Below are 23,218 nucleotides of genomic sequence, written 5' to 3'. Positions count from 1 at the left end.
CTCGTCGACCGTCGACGACGACGCCGTAAACTGAAATCTACGTGCGCGCGGCTGTTCGTTCGCTGGGAAAAGATAGGACCACCGCATGACGACTGTCAGGACCGTTCTCGTGACCGGGGGAAACCGGGGAATCGGGTTTTCCATCGCCGAGGAATTCGTCAGGCAAGGTCACCGGGTAGCGGTGACCGCCCGCTCCGGGCAGGGCCCCGAGGGCAGCCTGACCGTGCGCGCGGACGTCACGGACGCGACGTCGATCGACGCCGCGTTCACCGAGATCGAGGCCGCGCTGGGCCCGGTCGAGGTCGTTGTGGCCAACGCGGGAATCACCCGCGACACGTTGCTGATGCGGATGACGGAAGACGACTTCACCACGGTGATCGACACGAACCTCAGCGGCGCGTTCCGGGTCGTGAAGCGGGCTTCGAAGGGGATGCTCAAGGCCAGGTTCGGCCGGATCGTCTTGATCTCGAGCGTCGTCGGCCTGTACGGTTCCGCCGGACAGGTGAACTACTCCGCGTCCAAGAGCGGACTGATCGGGCTGGCCCGCTCCGTCACCAGGGAACTCGGGGCCAGGGGAATCACGGCGAATGTCGTCGCGCCCGGCTTCATCGAAACAGACATGACCGCCCAGCTGTCGGAAACCCAGCAAGCCGACTACCGGAAGAGCATCCCGGCCGGCCGGTTCGCCACCCCCGGTGAGGTCGCCCGGGTTGTCGCCTGGCTGGCCGGAGACGACGCCGCCTACATCTCCGGGGCGGTCATCCCCGTTGACGGCGGATTGGGCATGGGCCACTAACCCCGCAGGCCGAGCAGAGGCAGGATCTGGCTGAGATCGCAGACGTCGATCGCCAGGTCCGCCCTCGCCCGTACGAGCGGCTTGGCGTTGAACGCGACGCCGAGTCCGGCGGCATGCATCATCAGCAGGTCGTTCGCGCCGTCCCCGACCGCGACGGTCTGACGGAGCGGCAACGACTCCGCCGCGGCCCATTCGGTGAGGGCCGCGGCCTTGGCCCCGGCGTCGATGATGGGCCCGACCAGACCCCCGGTCAGTTTGCCGTCGATGGCTTCCAGCCGGTTTGCCCGCCAGTGGTCGAGGCCGAAATCGACCGCGAGGAGATCGAGCACCTCGTGGAAGCCGCCGGACACCACGCCGACCCTGCAGCCGTTGGCGTGCAGCCCGGCGATCAGCTCGTGCACCCCCGGCGTCGGTCGGATCATCGGCAAGACGTCCGCGAAGACACCGGTGGACAGCCCCGCGAGAGTCTTCACCCGAGCCCGGAGGCTCTCGGCGAAGTCGATCTCACCACGCATCGCCCGCTCGGTGACGTCGGCGACGAGTTCGAGGGAGCCGGCCTCATCCGCCAGCAACTCGATGACCTCGTTTTCGATCAGGGTGGAATCGGCGTCAAGGACGACGAGGAATGGGGCAGGAACGGTCACGGGTGTACGTGCACGCCCTTGCCGACCACGGTGATGCCGGAATCGGTCACGCTGAAGCCCCTGGCGAGGTCTCGGTCACGGTTGACCCCGATCTCGGCTCCGGCCTCAACCAAAACGTCCTTGTCGAGGATCGCCCGGCGCACGATCGCGCCCGGCTTGATCTGCACCCGGTCGAAGACGATCGAGTCCACCACCTGGGAACCGGAGTCGATCGCGACCCAGGGGCCGAGCACGCTCCGTTCAATGTGCGCGCCGGAGATGACACAGCCGAGGGAGACGATCGAGTCGATCATGGTGCCGAGGGCACCATGGGCGTCACGCACGAATTTCGCAGGAGGCGAGTTCAGCTGCTGGCTGAAGATCGGCCACTTCTGGTTGTACAGGTTGAAGACGGGCAGGGCGCTGATCAGGTCCTGGTGAGCCTCGAAGAAGGAGTCCATGGTTCCGACATCGCGCCAGTAATACCGGTCGCGGTCGGTCGAGCCGGGCACCACGTTGCGCTGCAGATCGTAGACGCCGGCTTCACCACGGGACACGAAGTCCGGGATGATGTCGCCACCCATGTCGTGGCTGGAGTCGGTGCGTTCGCCGTCACGGAGAACGGCCTCGATCAGCGCGTCAGCGTTGAAGACGTAGTTACCCATCGAGGCGAAGACCTCGTGCGGGGCGTCGGCGAGCCCGACTGCATCCTTCGGCTTCTCGCGGAAGTCCCGAATGTGGTCCGGGGTGGCCGCGTCGACCTCGATGACGCCGAACTGGTCGGCCAGCTCAATCGGCTGGCGGATGGCGGCCACGGTGGCGGCAGCCCCCGAAGCGATGTGTGCGGCGATCATCTGGCTGAAGTCCATGCGGTACACGTGGTCGGCGCCGACGACGACGACGATGTCCGGCTTCTCATCGTGGATGAGGTTCAGGCTCTGCAGGATGGCGTCGGCCGAGCCGCTGAACCAGCGCTTGCCGAGCCGCTGCTGAGCAGGCACCGAGGCGATGTACGAGTTGAACAGGCCGCCGGTGACATGCCACGTCTGTGAGACGTGCCGGTCAAGGCTGTGCGATTTGTACTGGGTGAGCACCACGATCTGGGTGAGCCCCGAGTTGATGAGATTGGACAGCGCGAAGTCAATCAACCGGTAGTGGCCGCCGAACGGCACTGCCGGCTTCGCGCGGTCCTCGGTCAACGGCATCAGCCGTTTTCCCTCGCCGCCAGCAAGCACGATTCCAAAGATCTTCTTCGACTCCATACCCTTACAGTAGGGCCAACCGGGGCACCGGACCAGCACGGATGGGTGTGTCTTCGGTCCGCCTGCGCTAGCTTTACTGCATGCGAGTGGATCTGTTGACCAAGGAATACCCCCCGGAGATTTACGGCGGAGCCGGCGTGCACGTTGCCGAACTCGTGCGAGCCCTGCGCACGGACATCGAGGTGGTCGTTCGCTGTTTCGGTGCTCCACGAGAAGCCGCCGACACCTTCGCCTACGGCGTCCCCGCCCAACTCGCGGACGCAAACGCGACGCTGGCCACCCTGGGCGTCGACCTGCAGATGGCCCAGGACGTGCAGGGTGCCGATATCGTGCACTCGCACACCTGGTACGCGAACGGAGCCGGCCACATCGCCAAGCTGCTCCACGGGGTGCCGCACGTGGTCACGGCGCACAGCCTGGAACCGCTTCGGCCGTGGAAGGCCGAACAGCTCGGCGGCGGCTACCGGGTGTCCAGCTGGATCGAGCGCACAGCGTTCGAGGGTGCGGATGCCGTGATCGCCGTCAGCGATGGCATGCGCCGCGACATCCTCCGCAGCTACCCGGCACTGGACGAGTCCCGGGTGCAGACGGTGTACAACGGCATCGACCTCGAACGGTGGAAGCCCACCGTCGACACCGATACGGTACGCGCGCTGGGCATCGACCCCGATCGACCCTCCGTGGTCTTCGTCGGCCGCATCACCCGGCAGAAAGGCCTGCCCTACCTCCTCCGGGCCGCCGCGACCCTTCCCGCAGACGTACAGCTTGTCCTCTGTGCCGGGGCGCCCGACACTCCCGGCATCCTCGCCGAGGTCACCGCCGGGGTCGAGGCGTTGCAACGCGAGCGCACCGGCGTCGTCTGGATCGATCGGTTGCTCCCACAACACGAGCTCGCGGCCGTTCTCACCGCCGGAACCGTCTTCGTCTGCCCGTCGGTCTACGAGCCGCTCGGAATCGTCAACCTTGAGGCGATGGCCTGCGGCCTGCCGGTCGTCGGCACCGCAACCGGTGGAATCCCCGAGGTCGTCGCCGATGGCGTCACCGGACGGCTCGTGCCGATCGACCAGGCGACCGACGGCACCGGGACGCCGCTCGACCCTGAACGTTTCGTCGCCGATCTGGCTCGGACCCTGGTCGAGGTGCTCTCCGATCCGGATCTCGCCGCCGGAATGGGCCGCGCCGGGCGGGTCCGCGCGGAGGAAATGTTCAGCTGGAGCCAGATCGCCACCCGTACCCGCGAGATCTACGCCTCGCTGCTGTAGCGACCGGCCGGGCGTGCCCGGCGCCCCGCGGCGGCAGATAACATGGCTATATGGTCAACGTTCTTCACTTCACCGACGTCTCCGTCGTCCGGGCTGGCACAACCATCCTCGACTCAGTGAACTGGAGCGTTGATGACAATGAGCGCTGGGTCATTCTCGGTCCGAACGGCGCGGGGAAGACGACGCTGCTGCAGATTGCGGCGGCGCTGATGCACCCGTCAAGCGGTCGCGCCGAGGTTCTCGAGGAGCCGATCGGCGGCACCGACCTGTTCGAGTTGCGCCCCCGGATCGGTTTCGCGTCGACCGCGATGGCACGCAAGGTCCCTGCGAACGAGAAGGTCCTCGATGTCGTCATGACGGCCGCCTATTCGGTGACGGGACGCTGGAACGAGGAGTACGAGGCCATCGACGAACGCCGCGCGCTGCGGGTGCTGGCCGAATGGAGCCTGGACCACCTCGCCGAACGCAAATTCGGCACGCTCAGCGACGGGGAACAGAAGCGCGTGCAGATTGCGCGCGCGATCATGACCGACCCGGAAGCCCTGCTCCTGGACGAACCGGCCGCCAGCCTCGATCTGGGGGCCCGTGAGGAACTGCTTCGCCTGCTCGGCGGTTTCGCCAGCGAAGCTAACTCGCCGGCCATCATCATGGTCACCCACCACGTCGAGGAGATCCCGGTCGGCTTCACCCACGTGCTGCTCCTCTCCGGCGGCCGCGTGGTCAGTGCCGGACCACTCGCCGAGGCGCTCACCGCGGATTTGCTCACCGAAACGTTCGGACTGCCGATCGAATTGAACGAAATCGACGGTCGCTACAGCGCGCGAGCGGTGTGACCGGCACCCACCCCGGCGAAATGGCCGTCGCCGCGGCCTTGTTCTGCTAAACTCGACAGTCGGTCCTAGGACCACAGAGTTTTTCTGCCGCACCTGGCGAGACTGATCTCGCCGATCGAAGCGCACCTCACCAATCGAACAGCAATAAGGAAGTCTTCATGAAGTCTGACATTCACCCCACGTACGCTCCCGTGGTTTTCCGCGACCTCGCGTCGGGTGCGACGTTCCTTACCCGTTCGACGGTCTCCAGCTCCAAGACCATCGACTGGGAAGACGGCGCCACCTACCCGGTCATCGACGTGGAAATCTCCTCAGAGTCGCACCCGTTCTACACCGGCAAGCAGCGCATCATGGACTCCGCCGGACGGGTCGAGAAGTTCAACTCGCGTTACAAGGGCTTCGGCAAGTAACCAGGCCCCAGGCCCGCGGCGCCACGTCGCGCGGCAACGAAGAAGGCGACCAGCTTCGGCTGGTCGCCTTCTTCATTTTCACGTGACCGGCGTTCCGGGAGCCGGGTCAGCGTTCTGGCCAACCGCCGGCCGCCACGAACTCCGGGTCGCGTTCTCGGCGCATGTACGCCTGGAAGCTCTCTGCCTGCTCGAGCGACCACTTCGCCTGCAGCTCGTGCAGTTCCGTGACAGTGGCGGGGAGTTTGCCCCCGTGGGCGCGCACGATGGCCTGCGCCACCCGGCCCGCCGCGATCGCATCGGCCGCGGAATCATGCGCGTCGTCGAGGGTGACGCCATAGAACGCACTGGTCACTTCCAGGGTGCGCTTGCCCTTACGGTACCGGTCGATGGCCTTGTCGATCACGAGCGGGTCGACGACCGGCGAGGGCGCCACGAGCGGCAGAACGCCGTGGCGCAGCGACTCCCGGTTGAGCAGCGTGAGGTCGTAGGGGGCGTTGTAGGCCACCAGGGGCAGTCCGCGACCGAGGTGCTCACGAATCGTCGCCACGATCTCGGCGACACCCTCAGCGGCTCCTCTCCCGTTCGCCACGGCGTCTTCGGTGGTGATGCCGTGCACATTGGTGGCCTGGGCGGGGATCTCGATGCCCGGGTCGAGAAGCCAGTCAACCCGTTCGAGCACCGCCCCTTCCCGGTCGATGATGGCCACGGTCGCCGACACGATCCGGCTCGTCTCCACATCGATGCCGGTCGTCTCGAGGTCGAATACGGCCAGGGTGTCGCTCCAGTTGCTCATGGGCACAGCCTACGGGCGACCACCGTCACCGGCCGCCGCCACCGTCCCGGTCGGGCAGCCAGATCGTGTCGCCCAGGCCGATCTCACGCCGCAGCCGGCCGCCTTGGGGATGTCCGTCGTCTCCGACCGCATTGGATTCCTCGGTGTCGGTGTCGGTGAAGATGATCCGGATGGACGGATACTTCTTGTCGTCGTCGCTCCACACGTAGAAGTCTCCGTAGGGCAGCACGAGTCTAGATTCATCGGCACCTCATCTGTCCAGCCCCTGTGCAGAGTCAGCCCTAAACTGGGACTGATGAATGTTCCTTCGCCGTACGACGAACTGCTCGCCCGGATCCCCGTCACCGTGCACACCGTTGACGTGCTCGGCAGCCGGACCAGGTACTGGGAATACGGCGATCCGGCCACGACCACGACCACGACCACGACCACGACCACGACCATCGTCATGGTCCACGGGTTCCGGGGTGACCACCACGGTCTCGAGCCGGTCGTCGCCCAACTACCCGGTTTCCGGATCATTTCCCCTGACCTGCCGGGCTTCGGAGAGTCCGGCCCGCTCACCCCGATCCGGCACGACATCGCCGGTTACGGTCGCTGGCTGTCCGAACTGGTCGATGTGCTGCCCCTCGGCGGGCGAACCGTGATTCTCGGGCACTCATTCGGTTCGATCATCGTCGCCGCGGCGATGGCGGGCGGCCTCGACGCGGACGAGGTCGTGCTCGTGAATCCGATTGCCGCGCCCGCGCTCTCGGGGCCTCGGGGCCTCCTGACCCGCCTGGCCGTGTTCTACTACTGGGCGGCGGCGAAACTGCCGGAACGGCTCGGCTTCGCCCTGCTCCGCAACCGAGCGATTGTTCGGGTGATGAGTATCACGATGGCCAAGACCGGGGACAGGGAGCTCCGCCGCTGGATTCATGATCAGCACGACCGGTACTTCTCCGCCTTTGCCGACCGATCGGTCGTGCTCGAGGCGTTCACCGCGTCAGTCGGCTCCGATGTCACCGAGTTCGCCGGCTCCATTCCGCAACCGACCCTGCTCGTGGCCGCTGAGAAGGACGACATCACCCCGGTTGCCGCCCAGCACCGGCTGCAGACGCTGTTCCCGAACGCGAGCCTGCGGGTGATCCCCGACGTCGGGCACCTGATCCACTACGAGGTTCCGGCGCAGGCCGCGGACGAGATCCGTCACTTCCTCAGCCGGGAGGCCACCGCATGAGGGTCGTCGTGGATTGTCGCTACACCCGGTTCGACCGGCATGACGGGATCAGCCGGTACACCGCCGGTCTGGTCACCGAACTCGGCAAGCTGCACCCCGTGATCATGCTGATCAGCGACCACCGGCAGCTGGCCCTCCTGCCCGCCCTGCCCTGGCAGCTCGTGAGCGCCCCCACCAGCATTCGGGAACCCCTGGTCGCCCTTCAGGTCAACCGGCTGCGCCCGGACGTCGTCTTCAGCCCCATGCAGACCATGGGCTCCTGGGGGCGCCGCTACCGGCTCATCCTCACCGTGCACGATCTGATCTACTACCGCAATCGCACACCACCTCGGGATTTCCCCGCCGCCGTGCGCCTGCTGTGGCGTCTCTACCACCTGGCCTGGTGGCCGCAACGGATGCTCCTGAACCGGGCGGACGCGATTGTCACGGTCTCGGACACCACCCGCGATCTGATCCGGAAACATCATCTCACCCACCGGCCGGTCACCGTGGTCCCCAACGCCGCGGGTGCGCTCGGTCAGGGTCCGGTGCGCCGCGAGACGGCGGAGACCGGGCGGCTCGTCTACATGGGTTCGTTCATGCCGTACAAGAACGTGGATACGCTCGTGAGAGCCGTCGCCGAGTTGCCGGAACACGAACTGCACCTGATGAGCCGGGTCGGCGGGCCGGAACGCGCCAGGTTGACCGCGCTCGCCCCGCAGGCGAAGCTCATTTTCCACGACGGCGCCAGCGACGAGGAGTACTCGAGGGTGCTGCGCGGGGCGACGGCGCTGGTCACCGCCAGCCTCGACGAGGGATTCGGAATTCCCCTGGTCGAAGCGATGAGTCAGGGCATCCCCATCGTGGTCAGCGACATCCCCATCTTCCGCGAAATCGGGGGAGATGCCGCGCTCTACTTCCACCCGACGGACCCGCGGGCCCTGGTCGAGGCCGTCACCCGGCTGGACCAGCCGGGGGAGTGGGCCGAACGCTCACGGCGATCGATCACCACGGCGGGACGGTTCACCTGGGCCGAATCCGCCCGAACACTGCTGGCGCTCATCACGGACACGGCCCCGGCTTCTGTTGCGTCCTCTGATCCCGACTCGGCCGAGGCCGCGCCGCACTGACCCTGGACAGCCCGCCCGCTCTCAGCCGGTGTAGTGGGTGTTCTCCGCCAGGGTACGCACGGTCGCGTCGAAGAACTCGAGGTCGAGCCGCCCATCACGCCAGACAAAGTCGTGCACGGAGCCGTTGGCGATGAGCTCGTCGTGCCGTGGCCGTTCTCCGCCCGTGCTCTCGCGGAGCAGGGTGCCGATCACCCCGCCGTGACAGACCACGAGCACGGCCTGTCCCGGTCGGGCCGCGGCGATCAGGCCGAGGGCCGGCACCACCCGGTCCAGCACCTCCTGCCGTGTCTCCAGGCCGGGCACCGCGACGCCGTTGGGGAAGCGGGACTGACGTTCGGCGAAAGTGAGCCCCTCGATCTGGCCGTGATGACGCTCGGTGAGCGCCGCAACCACCTCAGGCTGGGCAAGTCCCAACTCGCCGGCCAGGATCCGTGCCGTCTCGTGCGCCCGATCCAGGGGGCTCGTCACGACAGCGTCCCAGTGCCTGGCGCGCAGACGCAGGCCCGTCTCGGCAGCCTGGGCGCGACCGGTCGAGTTGAGCGGAATATCCGTGCTGCCCTGAATCCTGGTCCGCAGGTTCCACTCGGTCTGCCCGTGCCGCACTATCGAGAGTCTGGTCATTGCCGCCGTTCCGTCCTCGAGCATGGGCCGGGTCAGCCGACCAGACGGACCGCGAGACCCGCGAGCGTCTCCGACGTCCCGGCCTCAAGCTTAATCAGCGCCCGCCCATCGCCCTTGGTGAATCCCCGGTTGATGACCACAATCGGCAGTTTGCGGCGTCTCGCCTGTTCGAGCAGGCGGATGCCCGAATTCACCACGAGCGACGACCCGGCGATGACGAGCGCCTCCGCCCCGGCGACCAGAGCGGTGGCCTCGGTGAACTTGACCGTCGGCACAAGCTCGCCGAAGAAGACGACGTTCGGTTTGAGCATGCCGCCGCAGACCGTGCAGGCCGGGATGACGAACGCGTCGACGTCGGTGACCTCGGCGTCGCCGTCCGGGGCCACCCGAACCGAGTCCGAAGACTCCAGGAACGGGTTCGCCGCTTCGAGACGGGCCGCGACGCTGTCCCGACCGAACGCCTGCCCACAGGCCAGGCACACCACGAGGTCCATCGATCCGTGCAGATCGACGACGTGCCGGGAACCGGCCCTCGTGTGCAGGCCGTCGACGTTCTGGGTGATCACGCCGGAGATGGCGCCGTGCTGCTCGAGCCGCGCCAGCGAACGGTGGCCGAGGTTGGGCTCGGCGGCCCGGAAGCGGTGCCAGCCGAGGTGGCTGCCGGCCCAGTATCGCTTCCTCGCCCGTTCGTCACCGACGAAGGTCTGAAAATTCATCGGGGTGCGCACCGGAGCGCCCTTACCCCGGTAATCGGGGATGCCGGAGTCAGTGCTCATCCCGGCTCCGGTGAGCACCACGGTCTGTTTGCCGCGCAGCAATTCGGCGACGGTGTCCAGCGCCTCGGCGGCGACCGCGTCGGAGACCGGAATCGTCTCGGTGGTCATGGTGCTCCATCCTCTGTACACCCGAGTCTAAACTCGCTGGTTTTCGTCTGGGTGACGTTCCTGACAGGCTGGAGTCGCTCACTCCCTCGAAAGGCGTCATCTGGTGCAGATCGTTCACATCACCGACCTTGACCTGCCCGGTCTCTCCGACTACGCGCGACTCACGGATGTCGCCCTGCGGCGTGTCGCCGAACCGGCCGGCGGCCTGTACATCGCCGAGTCGAGCAAGGTCATCGTGCGTGCCCTGGCGGCCGGACATCGGCCCAGGTCCGTGCTCGTGCAGGAACAGTGGTTGCCCGATGTGCTGCCGCTCCTGGAAACCTGGCCGGACGTTCCGGTCTATGTCGGCGAGGCCGCCGTACTCGAACGGCTCACCGGGTACAACCTTCACCGCGGCGCCCTCGCCGCAATGCACCGGCCGCCGCTCGCCGCGGCCGCCGACCTGATTCGGGATGCCCGCCGAATAGTGATCCTCGAGGACATCGTCGACCATACCAACGTCGGCGCGATCTTCCGCTCCGTGGCGGGCCTCGGAGCCGACGCCGTATTGATCACCCCGCGCTGCGCCGACCCGCTCTACCGGCGGAGCGTCAGGGTGAGCATGGGAACCGTGCTCCAGGTTCCCTGGACCAGGCTGCCGGAGTGGGCCGATGCCGCCCCACTTCTCCACCAGGCCGGATTCCACCTCGCCGCGCTTGCCCTCTCGGACAACGCCGTCAGTCTCGAAACCTTCGCCGCCGATCCGCCGGAGCGCCTGGCGCTGATTCTCGGCGCGGAGGGAGACGGGCTCAGCCCGCAGGCCATTTCCGCCGCAGACACGGTCGTGACGATCCCGATGCTGCACGGCGTCGACTCCCTCAATGTCGCGTCGGCCAGCGCCGTCGCCCTGTACGCGCTGCGCGTCCCCACTCCCGGCTTCGGTAGAATCGACTGATGTCGCTGACCCGAGAACAGACCTTCCGCCGCCGACGCCTGGCCTTCGTCGGGGTTCTCGTCGTCTTCCTCGGCGGCGTCGGTTATCTCGCCGGCACCGGCCTGGCCCCGGTCCCTGAGGTCACGGCCGCACTCAGCCAGCCGGCCGCCCTCACCCAGCCCGTCGCCGAGTTGAGCTGGCCTGGCCAGGGTTTCGGTGCCATCGGTGCCGTCGGCTACCCCGGCGTGCTCGGCTCCGCCGGAACACAGGACACCGTTCCCATCGCGAGCATCACCAAGATGATCACCTCACTCGTCGTGTTGGAGAAGAAGCCCCTGACCGGCACGGAGCCCGGCCCGGAGATCCGTTTCACCGACAAGGACGTCGACATCTACTACGACACCATCGCCGAGGACGGCTCGGTCGCGCCCGTCTCCGCGGGGATGGTACTCACCCAGCGCCAGACCATGGAAGCGATGATCCTGCCCTCGGCGAACAACTACAGCGTGTCCCTGGCCGTCTGGGCGTTCGGCTCGATGGACGCCTATCTCGCGGCCGCGCAGGACTGGCTCGACGCGCACGGCCTCGACGCGACGGCCGTGGCCGACACGAGCGGTCTCTCGCCGGGCAGCAAGAGCAGCCCCGCGAACCTGATCGAAATCGGCAAACTCGTCCTCGCGAATCCGGCGCTGGCCTCCATCGTCTCGGAGCGCACCGCCGACCTGCCCACCATCGGGACCGTCACCAACACCAACAAGCTCCTCGGCAAGAACGGTGTGACCGGGCTGAAGACCGGCACCACCGACGAAGCCGGAGCCTGCCTGCTCTTCTCCGCGGAATTCGCCGTCGGTGCTGAAACCGTCACGCTGGTCGGCGTCATGCTCGGCGGCGACACCCACACCGAGCTGAACGCCGGGATCACGGCCCTGATCGAGAGCGTCAAGCCCGGGTTCCGGGAAGTCACCCTGACCGACAAGGGAGCGGCCTATGCCTCTTACGGGACGAAATGGGGCCAGGACAGTCAGGCGGTCACCGCCGAGGCGGCATCCGCTCTCGTCTGGTCCGATACCCCGGTGACCGCCTCTGCCGTGGCGCGCCCGATCACGCTCGGTGACGCCGGTGACGCGGTGGGAGCGGTCGACTTCACCGTGGGCGGCAAGATCGTGAGCGTGCCGCTCGTGCTCGATAAGACGATCAGCGACCCCGGACCGGAGTGGCGCTTCAGCCATCCGGGCGTGCTGGCCTCAGCGGAGAATTAGCACCCGGAACGGGTGGCCGGCTCAGGCAGAAGTGTGCTCGAGCGGTCCGGCCTCCGGGCGTTTGGGCAGAACGTGGTCGCCGGACGACTGGTGGCGGATTCGCCGCAACACCCACGGCACCAGGTACTCGCGCGCCCAGAGGATGTCTTCGCTGCGGGCCTTGCGCCAGGTCGTTCCCGGCATCGGCTCCGGAGCCGTCGCCTCGAGCGTGTTGGGCACATTGAGCACCCCCAGCACCATTCGCGCGACGGTGTGGTGGCCGAGGGCGTTCAGGTGCAACCGGTCCGGAGCCCACATGCCCGCCTCCTGAATCTCGGTCAGCGACCAGAGGTCGGCGACCACGCAGTCGTATCGGGCCGCGACGGCGCGGATATTCTCATTGTAGATCGCGACCTTGCCCCGGATTCCTCTGAAGACGGGGGAGAACCCGACGTCGGCGCCCGTGAACAGCACGATCGTCGCACCGTCGACGGCGAGCCGCCGCACGGCCTCCTCACACCTGGCAGCGATCAGGTCGGGGTCGGAGCCGGGGCGCAGCACGTCGTTTCCGCCCGCAGAGATCGTGATCAGGTCAGGGTGCAGGGCGACGGCGGGCTCGAGCTGCTCGTCGATGATCTGGCCGATCAATTTTCCGCGCACCGCAAGGTTCGCGTAGGCGAAATCCTCGGTACCCTGGCTGAGCACCTCGGCCACCCGATCCGACCAGCCGCGGTGCCCGCCCCGGCTGGTCGGCTCCGGATCGCCCACACCCTCGGTGAAGGAATCGCCGAGGGCGATGTAACGGGACCACGGATGCATCGGCGTCGTCATGCTTCCATTGTCCCCGTTCGCAGCAAACTGTCGGCGCACCTCGTCCCCGTTCGCACCAAACTGTCGGCGCACCTTGCTAGATTTTAGGGAGTGACTACTTTGCCTGCCTTCGAACCAATCCAGGGAACGAGTGCAGCCGAACACCTGTCCCCGTCCTTCCCCGAGCGCGCCGCCTGGGGCACCGCGAACAAGCTCCGGGCTTGGCAGGCCGAGGCCCTCGAGGCGTACTTCCTGCACCAGCCGCGCGATTTCCTGGCCGCAGCCACCCCCGGCGCCGGAAAGACCACCTTCGCGCTCCGGCTGGCGGCCGAGCTCAAGGCGCGTCGGCTGATCGACCGGATCACCGTGGTCGCGCCGACGGAGCACCTCAAACGCCAGTGGGCTGATGCCGCGGCGCGGGCGGGTATCCGGCTGGACCCGAGCTTCAAGAACGCGAACGGGCGCTACGGCAGCCATTTCCACGGTGTGGCCGTCACCTACGCCCAGGTGGCCAGCCGGGCGGCCCTGCACCGGGAGCTGACCCAGTCCAGCCGCACCCTGGTCATCCTCGACGAGGTGCACCACGGCGGCGACGCCCTGAGCTGGGGCGACGCGATTCGGGAGGCCTTCGAGCCGGCCACCCGCCGGCTGTCCTTGACCGGGACCCCGTTCCGTTCCGACACGTCCCCGATCCCGTTCGTGAGCTATCTGCCCGACGAGCACGGCATCCGGTTGTCCCAGAGCGACTACAACTACGGTTACGGCCGCGCCCTCGAGGACGGCGTGGTGCGCCCGGTGATGTTCATGGTCTATGCCGGTCACATGAAGTGGCGCACCAGGGCCGGCGACGAGATGGAGGCCAAGCTCGGCGAGGGCAACACGAAGGACATCACTTCGCAAGCCTGGCGCACGGCCCTCGAACCGACCGGGCAGTGGATCCCCGCCGTGCTGCGCGCTGCGGACTCCCGACTCAGCCAGGTGCGTCACGGCATTCCCGACGCCGGAGGGCTCGTCATCGCGACCGACCAGACCACGGCGCGCGCGTATGCAACGATCCTGGAAGAGATCTCCGGCGAGCCGGTCACGGTCGTGCTCTCCGACGAAAAGGAATCCAGCGACCGGATCGACGAGTTCTCGCACAACACCCGGCGCTGGATGGTGGCGGTGCGGATGGTGTCAGAGGGCGTCGACGTGCCCCGGCTCGCCGTCGGCGTCTACGCCACCAGCGCGTCCACCCCACTGTTCTTCGCCCAGGCGATCGGGAGGTTCGTGCGCGCCAGGCGTCGCGGCGAGACCGCCTCGATTTTCCTGCCCAACGTGCCGGGTCTTCTCAGCCTCGCGAACGCGCTGGAGCTCGAGCGCGACCACGCCCTTGATCGCAGCAACCGCGATGACGGCGACGATGGGATGTACAACCCGGAGGACGCCATGGTGGCCGCCGCGAACAAGCAGGAGAAGGGCTCTGACGAACTCGGGGAGGAATTCCTCTGGCAGGCCATCGATTCCCAGGCCACCTTCGACATGGTCATGTTCAACGGCGACGAGTTCGGCCAACTGGCGGAACCCGGAACCGACGAGGAGTTCGATTTCATCGGGATCCCGGGTCTGCTCGAACCGGAACAGGTCTCCGAGCTGCTCCGCCAGCGCCAGACCCGCCAGGCGAAGCGGTCGACCGACCGGCGTAAGGACCCGGTCACCGGGGAGATCGCGCCGGAGGAGCCGCAACCGCTGTACCGGACGCTCAAGGAACAGCGCACGCTGCTCGCCAGCCTCGTCGGCATGTGGTCCAAGCTCGCCGGTGAGCCGCACGGCATGGTGCACGCTGAACTCCGTCGCGAATGCGGCGGCCCCGCCGTTGCCCAGGCCAGCGTCACCCAGCTCCAGAAGCGGATCGACCTGCTCCGTCGGCGCCTCGGCCGCAGCTGAGCCCTGAGGCGATCAGCTCGTGCCGGCCTCGACCAGGTCCGCGAATGCGGCACTGACCGGCTCTGCCAGCGCCGCGCTGAGGGCGGTCTGGATGTCCGCCATCAGGTCGTCCACGTGCTCCAGCCCGATCGAGAGCCGCACGACGGCGGCGGCCGGCCGGGCATTCGCCTCGACGGGGCGGTGCGTGAGCGACGCCGGGTGCTGCACGAGCGAGTCGATGCCGCCGAGCGAGACCGCGTGGGTGATCAGACGACAGGCCTCGGTGAAGCGCACGGCCGCGTCGAAGCCGCCGGCCAGCTCGAGGGCGATGATCGACCCGGCTCCGCTGCTCTGGTGGCCCAGCAGTGCCTTCGGGTCCTGGCCGGGCAGGCCGGGGTAGGCGACCCTGACCAGGGCCGGGTGACCGACCAGTCGCCGTGCGATCTCCGCGGCCGTCGCCTGCTGGGCGAGCACCCGAACCGGCAGGGTGCGCAGTCCCCGGTGCAACAGGTAGGCCCCGAACGGGTGCAGAATCCCTCCGGTGAGCGCGCGCACCTGGCGCAGGCGCACGATCCAGTCGGCCGGACCGGACACGGTCCCGCCCATCGCGTCGCCGTGGCCGCCGAGGAACTTCGTGGCGCTGTGCAACACCAGGGTGGCCCCCGACTCCAACGGACGCTGGAGGACGGGCGTCGCGAACGTGTTGTCAACCAGCACCGGAACCCGGCCGGCGGCATTCGCAACGGCACGGATGTCGGTCAGTTCCAGGGTCGGGTTGGCCGGCGTCTCGAGCAGCACCAGCCCGGTGTCGGCCCGGATCGCGGCCGCAACACCGGACGCGTCAACCCAGGTCACCGTCGTGCCGAGCAGCCCGGTCGCCAGCACATGGTCCGTGCCGCCGTAGATCGGCCGCAGCGCCACCACGTGCGGCTTACCGGCGGCAACGGTCGCGATCAGCACGGCGGAAAGGGCGGCCATCCCACTGGCGAAGGCGACGGTGGCCTCGGCGCCCTCCAGCGCAGAGAGCGCGGTCTCGAACCTGGCGACACCCGGCTGCCAGAGACGCTGATAGACCGCTGACTCGCCGGGAACGATCGTGCCGCCCGTCGCGAGGTTCTCGTAGGAGTCACCGCCGGACTCGACCCCGGCCAGTGGATTCGTGGTGGAGAGGTCGATCCCGGGAACGTGGACTCCTGACTCGGTCAGGCCACCCATCCCAGCGTGGACGGCGATGGTTTCCAGGTGCGGCGTCTTTGGCATCATCCCCCGACGAAAACAGATTCTGTGCCCGAACGCAAGAGTGCCTGCAGGGTCTTCTGTTACGCCCCGGAATGTCGCATAAACTGTACTGCGAGGAAAGAGTGGATCCATGGAACCGAAGAAGTCCGAAATCGACCGGGTCGACCGCGCTCTTCTGCGTGCCCTGTCGGTCAATGCCAGGGCATCGGGGGCTGCGCTGGCCGCGGAGATCGGTGTTGCCGAGTCGACCGTGTCCCTCCGACTGCGCCGCCTGCAACAACTCGGCCACATTCGGGGCTACCGCGCGAACATCGACCTCGCCGCCCTCGGCGCCTCCCTGCAGGCGCTGATCTCGGTGCGGCTGGTCAAGCATGCCAGGGTGCAGATCGATGACTTCCGGAACGCCGCCCCGCACTGGCCCGGAGTGATCGGCCTGTTCCACACGGCCGGCGCCGATGACTACCTCCTGCACGTGGCCGCCGCCGACGCCTCCGATCTGCGGGACTTCGTGCTGGAACACCTGGCGGAGCACCCGGCCGTCGCTCACACCGAAACCAATCTGATCTTCGAGTACGTCGACGGTGACGGCTGGCAGGACCTGGTGAAGTAGGCCGCAGCCGGGCGGGATACGCCCGGAGCGACTAGTGTGCCGTCGAGGAGGATGCGGCATGAACAAGAGCAGGCTCGAGGCCTTCAGCGACGGGGTACTGGCCATCGTCATCACGATCATGGTGCTTGAGTTGCGGGTGCCGGAGGAGCCGAGCTGGGCCGGGGTGGCCGGGGTGGTGCCCACCTTCCTGAGCTACCTGCTGAGCTTCGTCTATGTGGGCATCTACTGGAACAACCACCATCACCTGTTCCAGCTGGCCGGCCGCGTGAACGGCGCCATTCTCTGGGCGAACCTGCACCTGTTGTTCTGGCTGTCCCTGTTCCCGTTCACGACCCGGTGGACCGATGATTCCGGTTTCGCACTCGTGCCTGTGCTCGTCTACGGCGGGAACCTGCTGTTGGCGGCCCTGGCGTTCTACATCCTGCAGTCGACTCTGGTGCGCCAGCAGGGCAGGGATGGTCCGCTCGCCCGTGCGCTCGGCCGGGATTGGAAGGGGAAGTCCTCGCCGGTGATCTACCTTGCCGGGCTCGTGCTGGCACTGGCGCACCCGCTGGCGGGAATGGCGGCCTACCTCGTCGTCGCGCTGATCTGGCTTGTGCCGGACCGAAGGGCCGAGCGGTTCGTCGCTGCGTCTACGGGGGAATGAGCCGGGGAGTCACCTGGGCCGGCACGCACTCGCCCGCGAGGCGTTAAAAAACAACGCCCCCCGCCGAAGCGGGGAGCGTTGAAGCAGCTTTGTGTGTAGCTGTTATTTAGAGGGCGCGGATGTTCTCGGCCTGGGGACCCTTGGGGCCCTGGGTTACCTCGAACTCGACCTTCTGGTTCTCGTCGAGCGACTTGTAGCCGTTCGATGCGATCGCGGAGTAGTGCGCGAAGACATCGGCGCTTCCGTCGTCGGGAGCGATGAAGCCGAAGCCCTTTTCAGCGTTGAACCATTTCACGGTACCTGTTGCCATTTTTGAAACTCCTCCAGGAGTGTTAGAAAGACCTCGACTTTCGAGGCCGTTCGTCGCGGTATTCGTCGTCCGCTTCCGAAAGGAATACGCCGCGATGACCGAGGTCAACGCGTTTTAAGACGTGCAAGCACTACAACTACTGAGATAACACTAGCTCACATTGCCCGAAACAAACTGAATCCTGGGAGATTTCGAGGCTAAAGCGTTACGTTCGCTGAAAGATATACACAATCAGGGGGCTGCACGCTCTACTCCACGGTCACGAAGTCGATGAGGTGTTCGACCCGGCCGAGGAATTGGGGCTCGAGGTCGGCGAAGGTGCGAACCCGGCCGAGGATTCGCTGCCAGGCCCTGGCGATGTCGGCCTGATCGTCGTGCGGCCAGCCGAGGGCCGCGCAGATCCCGTGCTTCCACTCGATGCTGCGGGGAACGGCCGGCCAGGCTGTGAGTCCGAGGCGCGCCGGTTTGACCGCCTGCCAGACATCCACGTAGGGATGCCCGACCACGAGCACGTGTTGGCCGTATGGGCCACGCCCCACGGCATCGGCGATCCGGCTTTCCTTGGACCCGGCGACGAGGTGGTCGACCAACATCCCGATCTTGCGGGTCGGGCCCGGCTTGAACACGGCCAGGAGCTCTTCGAGGTTGTCCACGCCCTCGATGTACTCGACGACGACGCCCTCGATCCGCAGGTCGGCGCCCCACACCTTCTCGACCAGCTCGGCGTCATGCCGACCCTCGACGAAAATCCGGCTGCCGCGGGCGACCCTGGCCGGGGCATCCGCCACCGCCACGGAGCCGGACGCGGTGCGCGCGGGTTTTCGGGGTGCCGTGCGGGTGGGAGCGACGAGCACGACCGGCCGGCCGTCGATCAGGAAACCTCCGCCGAGGGGGAAGAGTCGCAGTTTGCCGTGCCGGTCCTCGAGCGTGACGATGCTCTTCTCGATCCGCACGACCGCACCGCAGAAACCGGTGGCGACCTCCTCGACGACAAGGTCTGCGGTGGCCTCCTGCGTTGGTATCGCCGTTCGGCCCACGTCGCGCCAGCCCGGTTTGAGCACGTCCGCGCTGTACCTGTCCTGCGGGTTGCGATCGTGCATGTCTCGTTCGTCCGTTCGTGAGTGTCGCCCGGCTCCGGCCTCAGCCGTGCGGGCGGGGAAGTCCGCCTCGATCGACGCTAGCGGAAGTCGCGTGACGACGTCGCTACCGCGATGGTGGGCGGCTCGCATCGTCCGGCGCACCGGACGGGACGGGTAGTAACCTGTGGCTATGTGCGGGCGATTCATCATCACGGAGACGGCGCCTGACCTCGCCGCCATGTTCGACGTCGAGCACGAGGGTGAGAACCTCCCCGAACCCTCGTGGAACATCAAGCCCACCGAACAGATCCCGGTCGTCCTCGAGTCGGCGAAGTCCGGTCCGGTCGTGCGTCGTCTCGAATCGGCGCGCTGGTCGCTCGTCCCCTCATCCGCGACGGAGCTCGCGGTCGGCTACCCCACCTTCAACGCCCGCGCGGAGACGGCCGCCGAGAAGCCCTCCTTTCGGGCTTCGGTCGCGGCCAAACGCGCGCTCGTCCCCGCAACCGGCTACTTCGAGTGGCACACGGTCGGCACGACGAAAACGCCGTACTTCATTCACTCGGATGACGGTCTTCCGCTGGCGTTCGCCGGCCTCTACTCCTGGTGGCGCAATCCGGTGCTCGCCGCCGACGATCCGGCGCGTTGGGTGCTCACGGCCACGATCCTCACCACCGAGGCCGAGGGGCCGCTTCGAGGCCTCCACGACCGGATGCCCGTTGTTCTCGCCGAGGAATGGTGGGACCAGTGGCTCGACCCGCACACGCTCGGCGACCAGGCCCTCCTCGACGCGGCCGTGGCGGCGTCCAGAGAGACCGGAGCGGCGCTGCGTTTCCATGAGGTCGCCCCGGTGACCGGCAACGGCCCGGAGCTGATCGAACCGGTGGGCGAACGCGCCTCGATCTGATCTCGGCGGTGCCGCCGGCACGGCGGCGAACCGGTACGCTCGACTCATCGGCCCGGCAAACCTGTGCGGGCACCGCTCGAGAGGACCACACCGTGAATGTCGTCGCCTTCATCGTCGCCCTGGCGATTTTCATCCTGGGATTCTGGCTCTTCGGGCTCGCCTTTGCGGTGACCGCCGGCCAACTGCCGATCTTCTTCGCCGGAATCCTCTGCGTCTCCCTGGCCGTCTTCATCCCGGTCCAGTTGCTGCGCGACTAACCCGCCGTGCTCGCCGAGCAGTTCACCGACCCGGTCGCCTTCCACGCGGAGGGCCCCGTCTGGTCGGAGGCCTGGGGCGGCCTGCGCTGGGTTGACATGTTCGCCGGCGACATCCTCTCCCTCGACGGTGACACGGTCAACCGCCGCAACGTCGGCTCCTTCGTGGCCGCGCTGCGTCCCCGCCGGGCGGGGGGCTCCGTGATCGCCCTCGAGCGCGGCTTCGCCCTGGAGGATGCCTCCGGGCGACTGACGAGACAGGACGAGCTGTGGAGTGGCGCTGACCTGCGCCTGAACGAGGGTGGCTGCGACCCCGACGGACGGTTCTATTGCGGCTCGATGGCCTGGGACCAGCGGCAGGGAGCCGGCGCGCTCTACCGTCTTGACGGTGACGGCCGGGTCACCGTGGTGCGGGACAACGTGACCATTTCCAACGGACTGGAGTGGAGCCCCGACGGCTCCCTGGCCTATTACAACGACACTCCGACCGGCCGCGTGGCCGTCTTCGACTACGACGCCGAATCGGGCCTGACCGGGATGCGCACCTTCGCAGAGATCCCCTCGGAGGCCGGGTATCCGGACGGCCTGACCGTCGACAGTGAGGGCGGGGTCTGGGTGGCGCTGTATGCCGGTGGCGCTGTGCGCCGCTACACGCCCGCCGGCGTCCTCGACGGAGTCGTAGAAGTGGGGGCGCACCGGGTGACGGCGTGCACCTTCGGCGGCGCTCGTCTCGATCGCCTGTTCATCACCACGTCCAGGGAAGGCCTGGCACCGGGGGAGGATGCCTTGGCCGGATCACTGTTCGTGGCCGATGTGGGCGTGACCGGGCGGCCCGTGCGGGAGTTCGCCGGCTGAATCAGTGCAGCAGACCTGCGACGAGATTGATCAGGGTCGCCAGGATGACCGACCCGAACAGGTAGGACAACAGAGCGTGCCGTAGCGCCGTCATCCGCACCAGATGGTTCTGCAGGTTGGTGTCGGAGACCTGGAAGGTCATCCCCAGGGTGAAGGACAGGTAGGCGAAGTCGCCGTAGCAGGGCGGCTCTGCCTGGTTGAAATCGACCCCGCCGTCGACGCCGGAGTAGTAGAGGGACGCGTAACGGAGGGTGAAGAGCGTGTGCAGCAGGGCCCAGGACAGGGCGACGCTGAGCACGGCGATCCCCGCCAGGAGGCCCCGTTGGCCACCAGCCGGCGCCTGCGTTCCGATCAGCAACACACCGAGGACGCCCAGGCTGGCCAGGCTGGTGAGCAGGATGAGGAGATCGGCCACTCCGCGGGAGGGATCCTCTCTGGTCGCGTGCCCGGCGGTCGTTGCGGCATCCATCGGGGCGACCGTCAGCCACACCCAGGCCACATACACGACGCAGGCGGCCGCCCAACCGAGAATCGGCGCGAGCTCCCAGCCGAACGTGGCCCCGGTCAGCACCCCGATCAGCATCCCCACGACGGCCATGACGATCAGGCGCGTGCTCGAGTGGTGGACTCTCAGGCGAATGGTCGACTTCACACGCTGATCGTCGCACAGAATCCGCCTTCGGCAGGGGCGGACTGCGCGGCGCGTCCGGCGAGAGTCCAGCAACGATCGATAGGGTGAAGTCAGCAAACCCGAACGTTGAACCTGAAAGTGACCGCGAGGATGTCTGAAAGCCCGGCCGCGGCTTCACCGTATGAGGTGTTGGACGTCACCCCGTCGGCGAGTGACGAAGAGCTTCGGCGTGCCTACCGCCGTCTGCTTCGCCGGACGCATCCCGATGTCGGCGGCAGCGCCGCACAATTCCACGCGGTCCAGGTGGCCTGGGAGCGGGTGGGCAACCCCGACAGGCGGGCGGACTACGATCGTCGGCGCTACCCGGACACCACCGAACAGCCGGTGCACACCACGGCGCGCGCGTCGGGTCCGGCCACCCGCACCGGGCCCAAGGCTCGGATGTACGGCCACCCGGGTGGACTGGCCCGGCAACGATACCTGGAACTCCTTCGGGAGTGGGCCGGCCGTGGCACCACAATCGAGGACGCCTTCGCGCCGGACCTCGTGCGCTCGGCTCCCCGTGAGATCCGCCACTGCCTCGCAAAGGCACTCGCCGAGGAGGCGACGGCGCAGCAGATCAGCGGCTTGGGAATCGGTTTCACCGCGTGGCACGACGTCGCGGCCGGCAGCAATGTCGACAAAGTCGACCACGTCGTGCTGGGACCGGCCGGACTCTTCGGCGTGCTCTCCGAGGACTGGGGCTCGCCCGTTCAGCTCCGGCGGGGCGAGCTCGTCGGGGAGGCGCTCCACGACGAGGACCACCCCGTCAGCGAATTCACGGATGCCGCCCGAGCCCTGGCCAAGTCCCTGCGAATCCGGTTCACTGCCATCATCATCGTGCTGCCAGACGACTCGGTGTCCGAGCCATTGACCGTTCCCGGCCGGGGGCGGCGTCCCACGATGATCACCGTGCCCCGATCCCGGTTGGTCGGACTGTTGCGCGAAGGACTGCCGGGGGTGGAACGCGGCAGCTTCGAGAAGGTGTTTGAAGTGAGGAGCCGCCTACAGGACGGCATCCGCCTCATCGCTGATTAGCGCAGGCCGAGCTTGTCCACCCAGTAGCCGAGGAAGGCCGCCCCGGCCTCGTCGTGGATCAGATCGCCCTCGACGATGATCGGGTACGGCCGGTCGAGGATGCCGTCGGCCGGCCGCACATCGACGTGCGAGACGTCGTATCCTGCCGCGTGCAGGTGGTCGGCCATCAGATAGTCGCTGCGTGAGTCACCGACCGAGCGCCAGACGCTGGGCAGCGGCCCGGACTCGGCGAAGAAGGCGAGCGCGCGTTCGGCACCGCGGTCCTTGTCGAGGGTGACCGACTCGATATCGGTCGAGATGATCGTCGGGTCGATCCGGAAGGGCACCTCGCCATCCGTGTCGGCGACGACCCGGTCGCCGAAGCGCAGGCCGAGGCCGAGGCCGGTGAGCAACGAGAATGCGGCGTCGTTGAACGCGGGGGCGGCGGCCCGGTAGTCACCATGGTCGGCATCCGTGCGCTGCTCGACCGACACCATCGCCTGCTTGGTCTCGTCGAAGAACATGGTGTCGGCGAACCGGTCGGCCACCAGCCGGCGCACGCCGTCGATCGCCGCAGCCGGGAGAGCCACGGAGTCGTCGACGACGACTTCGCCGATGCCGTCGGCGGTGATCGGAAACCAGACCGCGCCTTTTTCGCAGACGCCATACATCCGCATCGTGCCCGGCAGACCGGCTGCGCGGAGGGGAACAACGACCTGGTCCCTGATGAATGCGACCGAACGGCCGGTGACGAAGGCGATCGGAACATTGGCTCCGGCCAGGGTGATCAGGTCGGTGATGATGCTCGGGGTGGCGATCGTGCGGGTCACCGGGCTGGCGATCGGTCCATCCACGTCGAGAAGGAGGCCAAGGGGGGAGAGTGGTTCGGGCATGCCCTCATTGTTCCATGCGCTGCGGGGGAGCCGGCCCGACCCTGCCCGCGTCTCCCAGTCGCG

General features: G+C 67.5%; 27 protein-coding genes. 15 read left to right on the top strand and 12 right to left on the bottom strand.

Going from position 1 to position 23,218, the window contains the following annotated elements:
* Positions 1-85: 85 nt before the first annotated feature.
* Positions 86-796: a 3-oxoacyl-ACP reductase FabG gene (gene fabG, locus QMG61_RS03060; protein WP_283492853.1), complete on the top strand. Its 711-nt coding sequence runs from the start codon at positions 86-88 to the stop codon at positions 794-796.
* On the opposite strand, the gene serB is transcribed toward fabG, so the two are convergent.
* Together serB and QMG61_RS03050 are read right to left on the bottom strand one after the other, a co-directional pair.
* Positions 793-1,440, bottom strand: a complete 648-nt coding sequence (serB, locus tag QMG61_RS03055; protein WP_283492852.1) for a phosphoserine phosphatase SerB — start codon at positions 1,438-1,440, stop codon at positions 793-795. The two genes, fabG and serB, sit on opposite strands and share 4 nt — an antisense overlap.
* Positions 1,437-2,681 carry a glucose-1-phosphate adenylyltransferase gene (locus tag QMG61_RS03050; protein ID WP_283492851.1) on the bottom strand — a complete coding sequence of 415 codons (1,245 nt, stop codon included), beginning with the start codon at positions 2,679-2,681 and terminating at the stop codon, positions 1,437-1,439. The genes serB and QMG61_RS03050 overlap by 4 nt, the downstream gene beginning before the upstream one ends.
* An 80-nt stretch (positions 2,682-2,761) precedes the next feature.
* Between QMG61_RS03050 and glgA the strand changes: the two genes are divergently transcribed.
* The 3 genes from glgA to QMG61_RS03035 all read left to right on the top strand — a co-directional run bounded on the left by glgA (position 2,762) and on the right by QMG61_RS03035 (position 5,186).
* On the top strand, positions 2,762-3,943 hold the full coding sequence (gene glgA / locus QMG61_RS03045) for a glycogen synthase (protein ID WP_283492850.1): 1,182 nt from the start codon (positions 2,762-2,764) through the stop codon (positions 3,941-3,943).
* Between the two features lie 50 nt (positions 3,944-3,993).
* Complete coding sequence (locus tag QMG61_RS03040; RefSeq protein WP_283492849.1) at positions 3,994-4,776, top strand: ABC transporter ATP-binding protein; 783 nt, start codon at positions 3,994-3,996, stop codon at positions 4,774-4,776.
* 158 nt (positions 4,777-4,934) lie between these two features.
* Positions 4,935-5,186: a type B 50S ribosomal protein L31 gene (locus QMG61_RS03035; protein ID WP_134506572.1), complete on the top strand. Its 252-nt coding sequence runs from the start codon at positions 4,935-4,937 to the stop codon at positions 5,184-5,186.
* 106 nt (positions 5,187-5,292) lie between these two features.
* Here QMG61_RS03035 and QMG61_RS03030 read toward each other — a convergent pair whose 3' ends face one another.
* A complete protein-coding gene (locus QMG61_RS03030; RefSeq protein ID WP_283492848.1) occupies positions 5,293-5,979 on the bottom strand; it encodes an exonuclease domain-containing protein in 687 nt (228 codons plus the stop codon).
* A gap of 25 nt (positions 5,980-6,004) precedes the next feature.
* A complete protein-coding gene (locus tag QMG61_RS03025) occupies positions 6,005-6,208 on the bottom strand; it encodes a hypothetical protein (protein WP_283492847.1) in 204 nt (67 codons plus the stop codon).
* Between the two features lie 66 nt (positions 6,209-6,274).
* Between QMG61_RS03025 and QMG61_RS03020 the strand changes: the two genes are divergently transcribed.
* Positions 6,275-7,198 carry an alpha/beta fold hydrolase gene (locus QMG61_RS03020; RefSeq protein ID WP_283492846.1) on the top strand — a complete coding sequence of 308 codons (924 nt, stop codon included), beginning with the start codon at positions 6,275-6,277 and terminating at the stop codon, positions 7,196-7,198.
* The gene (locus QMG61_RS03015) at positions 7,195-8,307 is read left to right on the top strand and encodes a glycosyltransferase family 4 protein (RefSeq protein ID WP_283492845.1); all 1,113 of its coding nucleotides are present in this window, start codon (positions 7,195-7,197) and stop codon (positions 8,305-8,307) included. Before QMG61_RS03020 ends, QMG61_RS03015 begins: the two co-directional genes overlap by 4 nt.
* Positions 8,308-8,328: 21 nt before the next feature.
* On the opposite strand, the gene QMG61_RS03010 is transcribed toward QMG61_RS03015, so the two are convergent.
* On the bottom strand, positions 8,329-8,928 hold the full coding sequence (locus QMG61_RS03010; protein ID WP_283492844.1) for a histidine phosphatase family protein: 600 nt from the start codon (positions 8,926-8,928) through the stop codon (positions 8,329-8,331).
* Between the two features lie 32 nt (positions 8,929-8,960).
* Entirely contained in the window at positions 8,961-9,812 is an 852-nt protein-coding gene (locus QMG61_RS03005) for a Sir2 family NAD-dependent protein deacetylase (protein ID WP_283492843.1), read from the bottom strand.
* Between the two features lie 103 nt (positions 9,813-9,915).
* On the opposite strand from QMG61_RS03005, the gene QMG61_RS03000 reads away from it, so the two are divergent.
* The gene (locus tag QMG61_RS03000) at positions 9,916-10,746 is read left to right on the top strand and encodes a TrmH family RNA methyltransferase (RefSeq protein WP_283492842.1); all 831 of its coding nucleotides are present in this window, start codon (positions 9,916-9,918) and stop codon (positions 10,744-10,746) included.
* Complete coding sequence (locus QMG61_RS02995; protein ID WP_283492841.1) at positions 10,746-11,984, top strand: D-alanyl-D-alanine carboxypeptidase family protein; 1,239 nt, start codon at positions 10,746-10,748, stop codon at positions 11,982-11,984. The genes QMG61_RS03000 and QMG61_RS02995 overlap by 1 nt, the downstream gene beginning before the upstream one ends.
* Before the next feature lie 21 nt (positions 11,985-12,005).
* Here the strand turns inward: QMG61_RS02995 and QMG61_RS02990 are convergent, their stop codons facing one another.
* On the bottom strand, positions 12,006-12,794 hold the full coding sequence (locus QMG61_RS02990; RefSeq protein WP_283492840.1) for an SGNH/GDSL hydrolase family protein: 789 nt from the start codon (positions 12,792-12,794) through the stop codon (positions 12,006-12,008).
* 90 nt (positions 12,795-12,884) lie between these two features.
* Between QMG61_RS02990 and QMG61_RS02985 the strand changes: the two genes are divergently transcribed.
* Entirely contained in the window at positions 12,885-14,699 is a 1,815-nt protein-coding gene (locus tag QMG61_RS02985) for a DEAD/DEAH box helicase (RefSeq protein WP_283492839.1), read from the top strand.
* Between the two features lie 12 nt (positions 14,700-14,711).
* Here the strand turns inward: QMG61_RS02985 and QMG61_RS02980 are convergent, their stop codons facing one another.
* Complete coding sequence (locus QMG61_RS02980; RefSeq protein WP_283492838.1) at positions 14,712-15,941, bottom strand: trans-sulfuration enzyme family protein; 1,230 nt, start codon at positions 15,939-15,941, stop codon at positions 14,712-14,714.
* Between the two features lie 106 nt (positions 15,942-16,047).
* On the opposite strand from QMG61_RS02980, the gene QMG61_RS02975 reads away from it, so the two are divergent.
* Together QMG61_RS02975 and QMG61_RS02970 are read left to right on the top strand one after the other, a co-directional pair.
* The gene (locus tag QMG61_RS02975) at positions 16,048-16,527 is read left to right on the top strand and encodes an Lrp/AsnC family transcriptional regulator (protein ID WP_134506540.1); all 480 of its coding nucleotides are present in this window, start codon (positions 16,048-16,050) and stop codon (positions 16,525-16,527) included.
* Between the two features lie 58 nt (positions 16,528-16,585).
* A complete protein-coding gene (locus tag QMG61_RS02970) occupies positions 16,586-17,173 on the top strand; it encodes a TMEM175 family protein (protein ID WP_283492837.1) in 588 nt (195 codons plus the stop codon).
* A gap of 106 nt (positions 17,174-17,279) precedes the next feature.
* Here the strand turns inward: QMG61_RS02970 and cspE are convergent, their stop codons facing one another.
* Together cspE and QMG61_RS02960 are read right to left on the bottom strand one after the other, a co-directional pair.
* Positions 17,280-17,483, bottom strand: a complete 204-nt coding sequence (gene cspE / locus QMG61_RS02965) for a transcription antiterminator/RNA stability regulator CspE (RefSeq protein ID WP_035840308.1) — start codon at positions 17,481-17,483, stop codon at positions 17,280-17,282.
* A gap of 248 nt (positions 17,484-17,731) precedes the next feature.
* Positions 17,732-18,583, bottom strand: a complete 852-nt coding sequence (locus QMG61_RS02960) for a DUF3097 domain-containing protein (RefSeq protein ID WP_283492836.1) — start codon at positions 18,581-18,583, stop codon at positions 17,732-17,734.
* 169 nt (positions 18,584-18,752) lie between these two features.
* Between QMG61_RS02960 and QMG61_RS02955 the strand changes: the two genes are divergently transcribed.
* From QMG61_RS02955 to QMG61_RS02945, 3 genes are all read left to right on the top strand, one after another.
* Positions 18,753-19,466: an SOS response-associated peptidase gene (locus QMG61_RS02955; protein ID WP_283492835.1), complete on the top strand. Its 714-nt coding sequence runs from the start codon at positions 18,753-18,755 to the stop codon at positions 19,464-19,466.
* 92 nt (positions 19,467-19,558) lie between these two features.
* Complete coding sequence (locus tag QMG61_RS02950) at positions 19,559-19,723, top strand: hypothetical protein (RefSeq protein WP_283492834.1); 165 nt, start codon at positions 19,559-19,561, stop codon at positions 19,721-19,723.
* A 6-nt stretch (positions 19,724-19,729) separates the two neighbouring features.
* Positions 19,730-20,575, top strand: coding sequence for an SMP-30/gluconolactonase/LRE family protein (locus QMG61_RS02945; protein WP_283492833.1), 846 nt, complete (start codon positions 19,730-19,732; stop codon positions 20,573-20,575).
* 1 nt (position 20,576) lies between these two features.
* Here QMG61_RS02945 and QMG61_RS02940 read toward each other — a convergent pair whose 3' ends face one another.
* Positions 20,577-21,227, bottom strand: coding sequence for a DUF1345 domain-containing protein (locus QMG61_RS02940; RefSeq protein WP_283492832.1), 651 nt, complete (start codon positions 21,225-21,227; stop codon positions 20,577-20,579).
* Positions 21,228-21,356: 129 nt separating this feature from the next.
* Here QMG61_RS02940 and QMG61_RS02935 point away from each other — a divergent pair, with 129 nt between their 5' ends.
* Positions 21,357-22,283, top strand: coding sequence for a DnaJ domain-containing protein (locus QMG61_RS02935; protein WP_283492831.1), 927 nt, complete (start codon positions 21,357-21,359; stop codon positions 22,281-22,283).
* Here the strand turns inward: QMG61_RS02935 and QMG61_RS02930 are convergent.
* A complete protein-coding gene (locus tag QMG61_RS02930) occupies positions 22,280-23,155 on the bottom strand; it encodes a hypothetical protein (RefSeq protein WP_283492830.1) in 876 nt (291 codons plus the stop codon). The two genes, QMG61_RS02935 and QMG61_RS02930, sit on opposite strands and share 4 nt — an antisense overlap.
* Between the last annotated feature and the right edge of the window lie 63 nt (positions 23,156-23,218).

It is taken from the genome of Cryobacterium sp. PH31-AA6 (assembly GCF_030063195.1).
Lineage (GTDB): Bacteria > Actinomycetota > Actinomycetes > Actinomycetales > Microbacteriaceae > Cryobacterium.
This window is presented reverse-complemented; position numbering and strand designations above follow the sequence as displayed.

Coding starts and splice junctions, on each gene's coding strand:
- QMG61_RS02990 (WP_283492840.1), bottom strand. CDS start 12,794: ATGACGACGCCGATGCATCCGTGGTCCCGTTACATCGCCCTCGGCGAT.
- QMG61_RS02995 (WP_283492841.1), top strand. CDS start 10,746: ATGTCGCTGACCCGAGAACAGACCTTCCGCCGCCGACGCCTGGCCTTC.
- QMG61_RS03010 (WP_283492844.1), bottom strand. CDS start 8,928: ATGACCAGACTCTCGATAGTGCGGCACGGGCAGACCGAGTGGAACCTG.
- QMG61_RS03050 (WP_283492851.1), bottom strand. CDS start 2,681: ATGGAGTCGAAGAAGATCTTTGGAATCGTGCTTGCTGGCGGCGAGGGA.
- QMG61_RS03005 (WP_283492843.1), bottom strand. CDS start 9,812: ATGACCACCGAGACGATTCCGGTCTCCGACGCGGTCGCCGCCGAGGCG.
- cspE (WP_035840308.1), bottom strand. CDS start 17,483: ATGGCAACAGGTACCGTGAAATGGTTCAACGCTGAAAAGGGCTTCGGC.
- fabG (WP_283492853.1), top strand. CDS start 86: ATGACGACTGTCAGGACCGTTCTCGTGACCGGGGGAAACCGGGGAATC.
- QMG61_RS02975 (WP_134506540.1), top strand. CDS start 16,048: ATGGAACCGAAGAAGTCCGAAATCGACCGGGTCGACCGCGCTCTTCTG.
- QMG61_RS02930 (WP_283492830.1), bottom strand. CDS start 23,155: ATGCCCGAACCACTCTCCCCCCTTGGCCTCCTTCTCGACGTGGATGGA.
- glgA (WP_283492850.1), top strand. CDS start 2,762: ATGCGAGTGGATCTGTTGACCAAGGAATACCCCCCGGAGATTTACGGC.
- QMG61_RS02935 (WP_283492831.1), top strand. CDS start 21,357: ATGTCTGAAAGCCCGGCCGCGGCTTCACCGTATGAGGTGTTGGACGTC.
- QMG61_RS02960 (WP_283492836.1), bottom strand. CDS start 18,583: ATGCACGATCGCAACCCGCAGGACAGGTACAGCGCGGACGTGCTCAAA.
- QMG61_RS03015 (WP_283492845.1), top strand. CDS start 7,195: ATGAGGGTCGTCGTGGATTGTCGCTACACCCGGTTCGACCGGCATGAC.
- QMG61_RS03030 (WP_283492848.1), bottom strand. CDS start 5,979: ATGAGCAACTGGAGCGACACCCTGGCCGTATTCGACCTCGAGACGACC.
- QMG61_RS02955 (WP_283492835.1), top strand. CDS start 18,753: ATGTGCGGGCGATTCATCATCACGGAGACGGCGCCTGACCTCGCCGCC.
- QMG61_RS03035 (WP_134506572.1), top strand. CDS start 4,935: ATGAAGTCTGACATTCACCCCACGTACGCTCCCGTGGTTTTCCGCGAC.
- QMG61_RS02980 (WP_283492838.1), bottom strand. CDS start 15,941: ATGATGCCAAAGACGCCGCACCTGGAAACCATCGCCGTCCACGCTGGG.
- QMG61_RS02970 (WP_283492837.1), top strand. CDS start 16,586: ATGAACAAGAGCAGGCTCGAGGCCTTCAGCGACGGGGTACTGGCCATC.
- QMG61_RS03040 (WP_283492849.1), top strand. CDS start 3,994: ATGGTCAACGTTCTTCACTTCACCGACGTCTCCGTCGTCCGGGCTGGC.
- QMG61_RS03020 (WP_283492846.1), top strand. CDS start 6,275: ATGAATGTTCCTTCGCCGTACGACGAACTGCTCGCCCGGATCCCCGTC.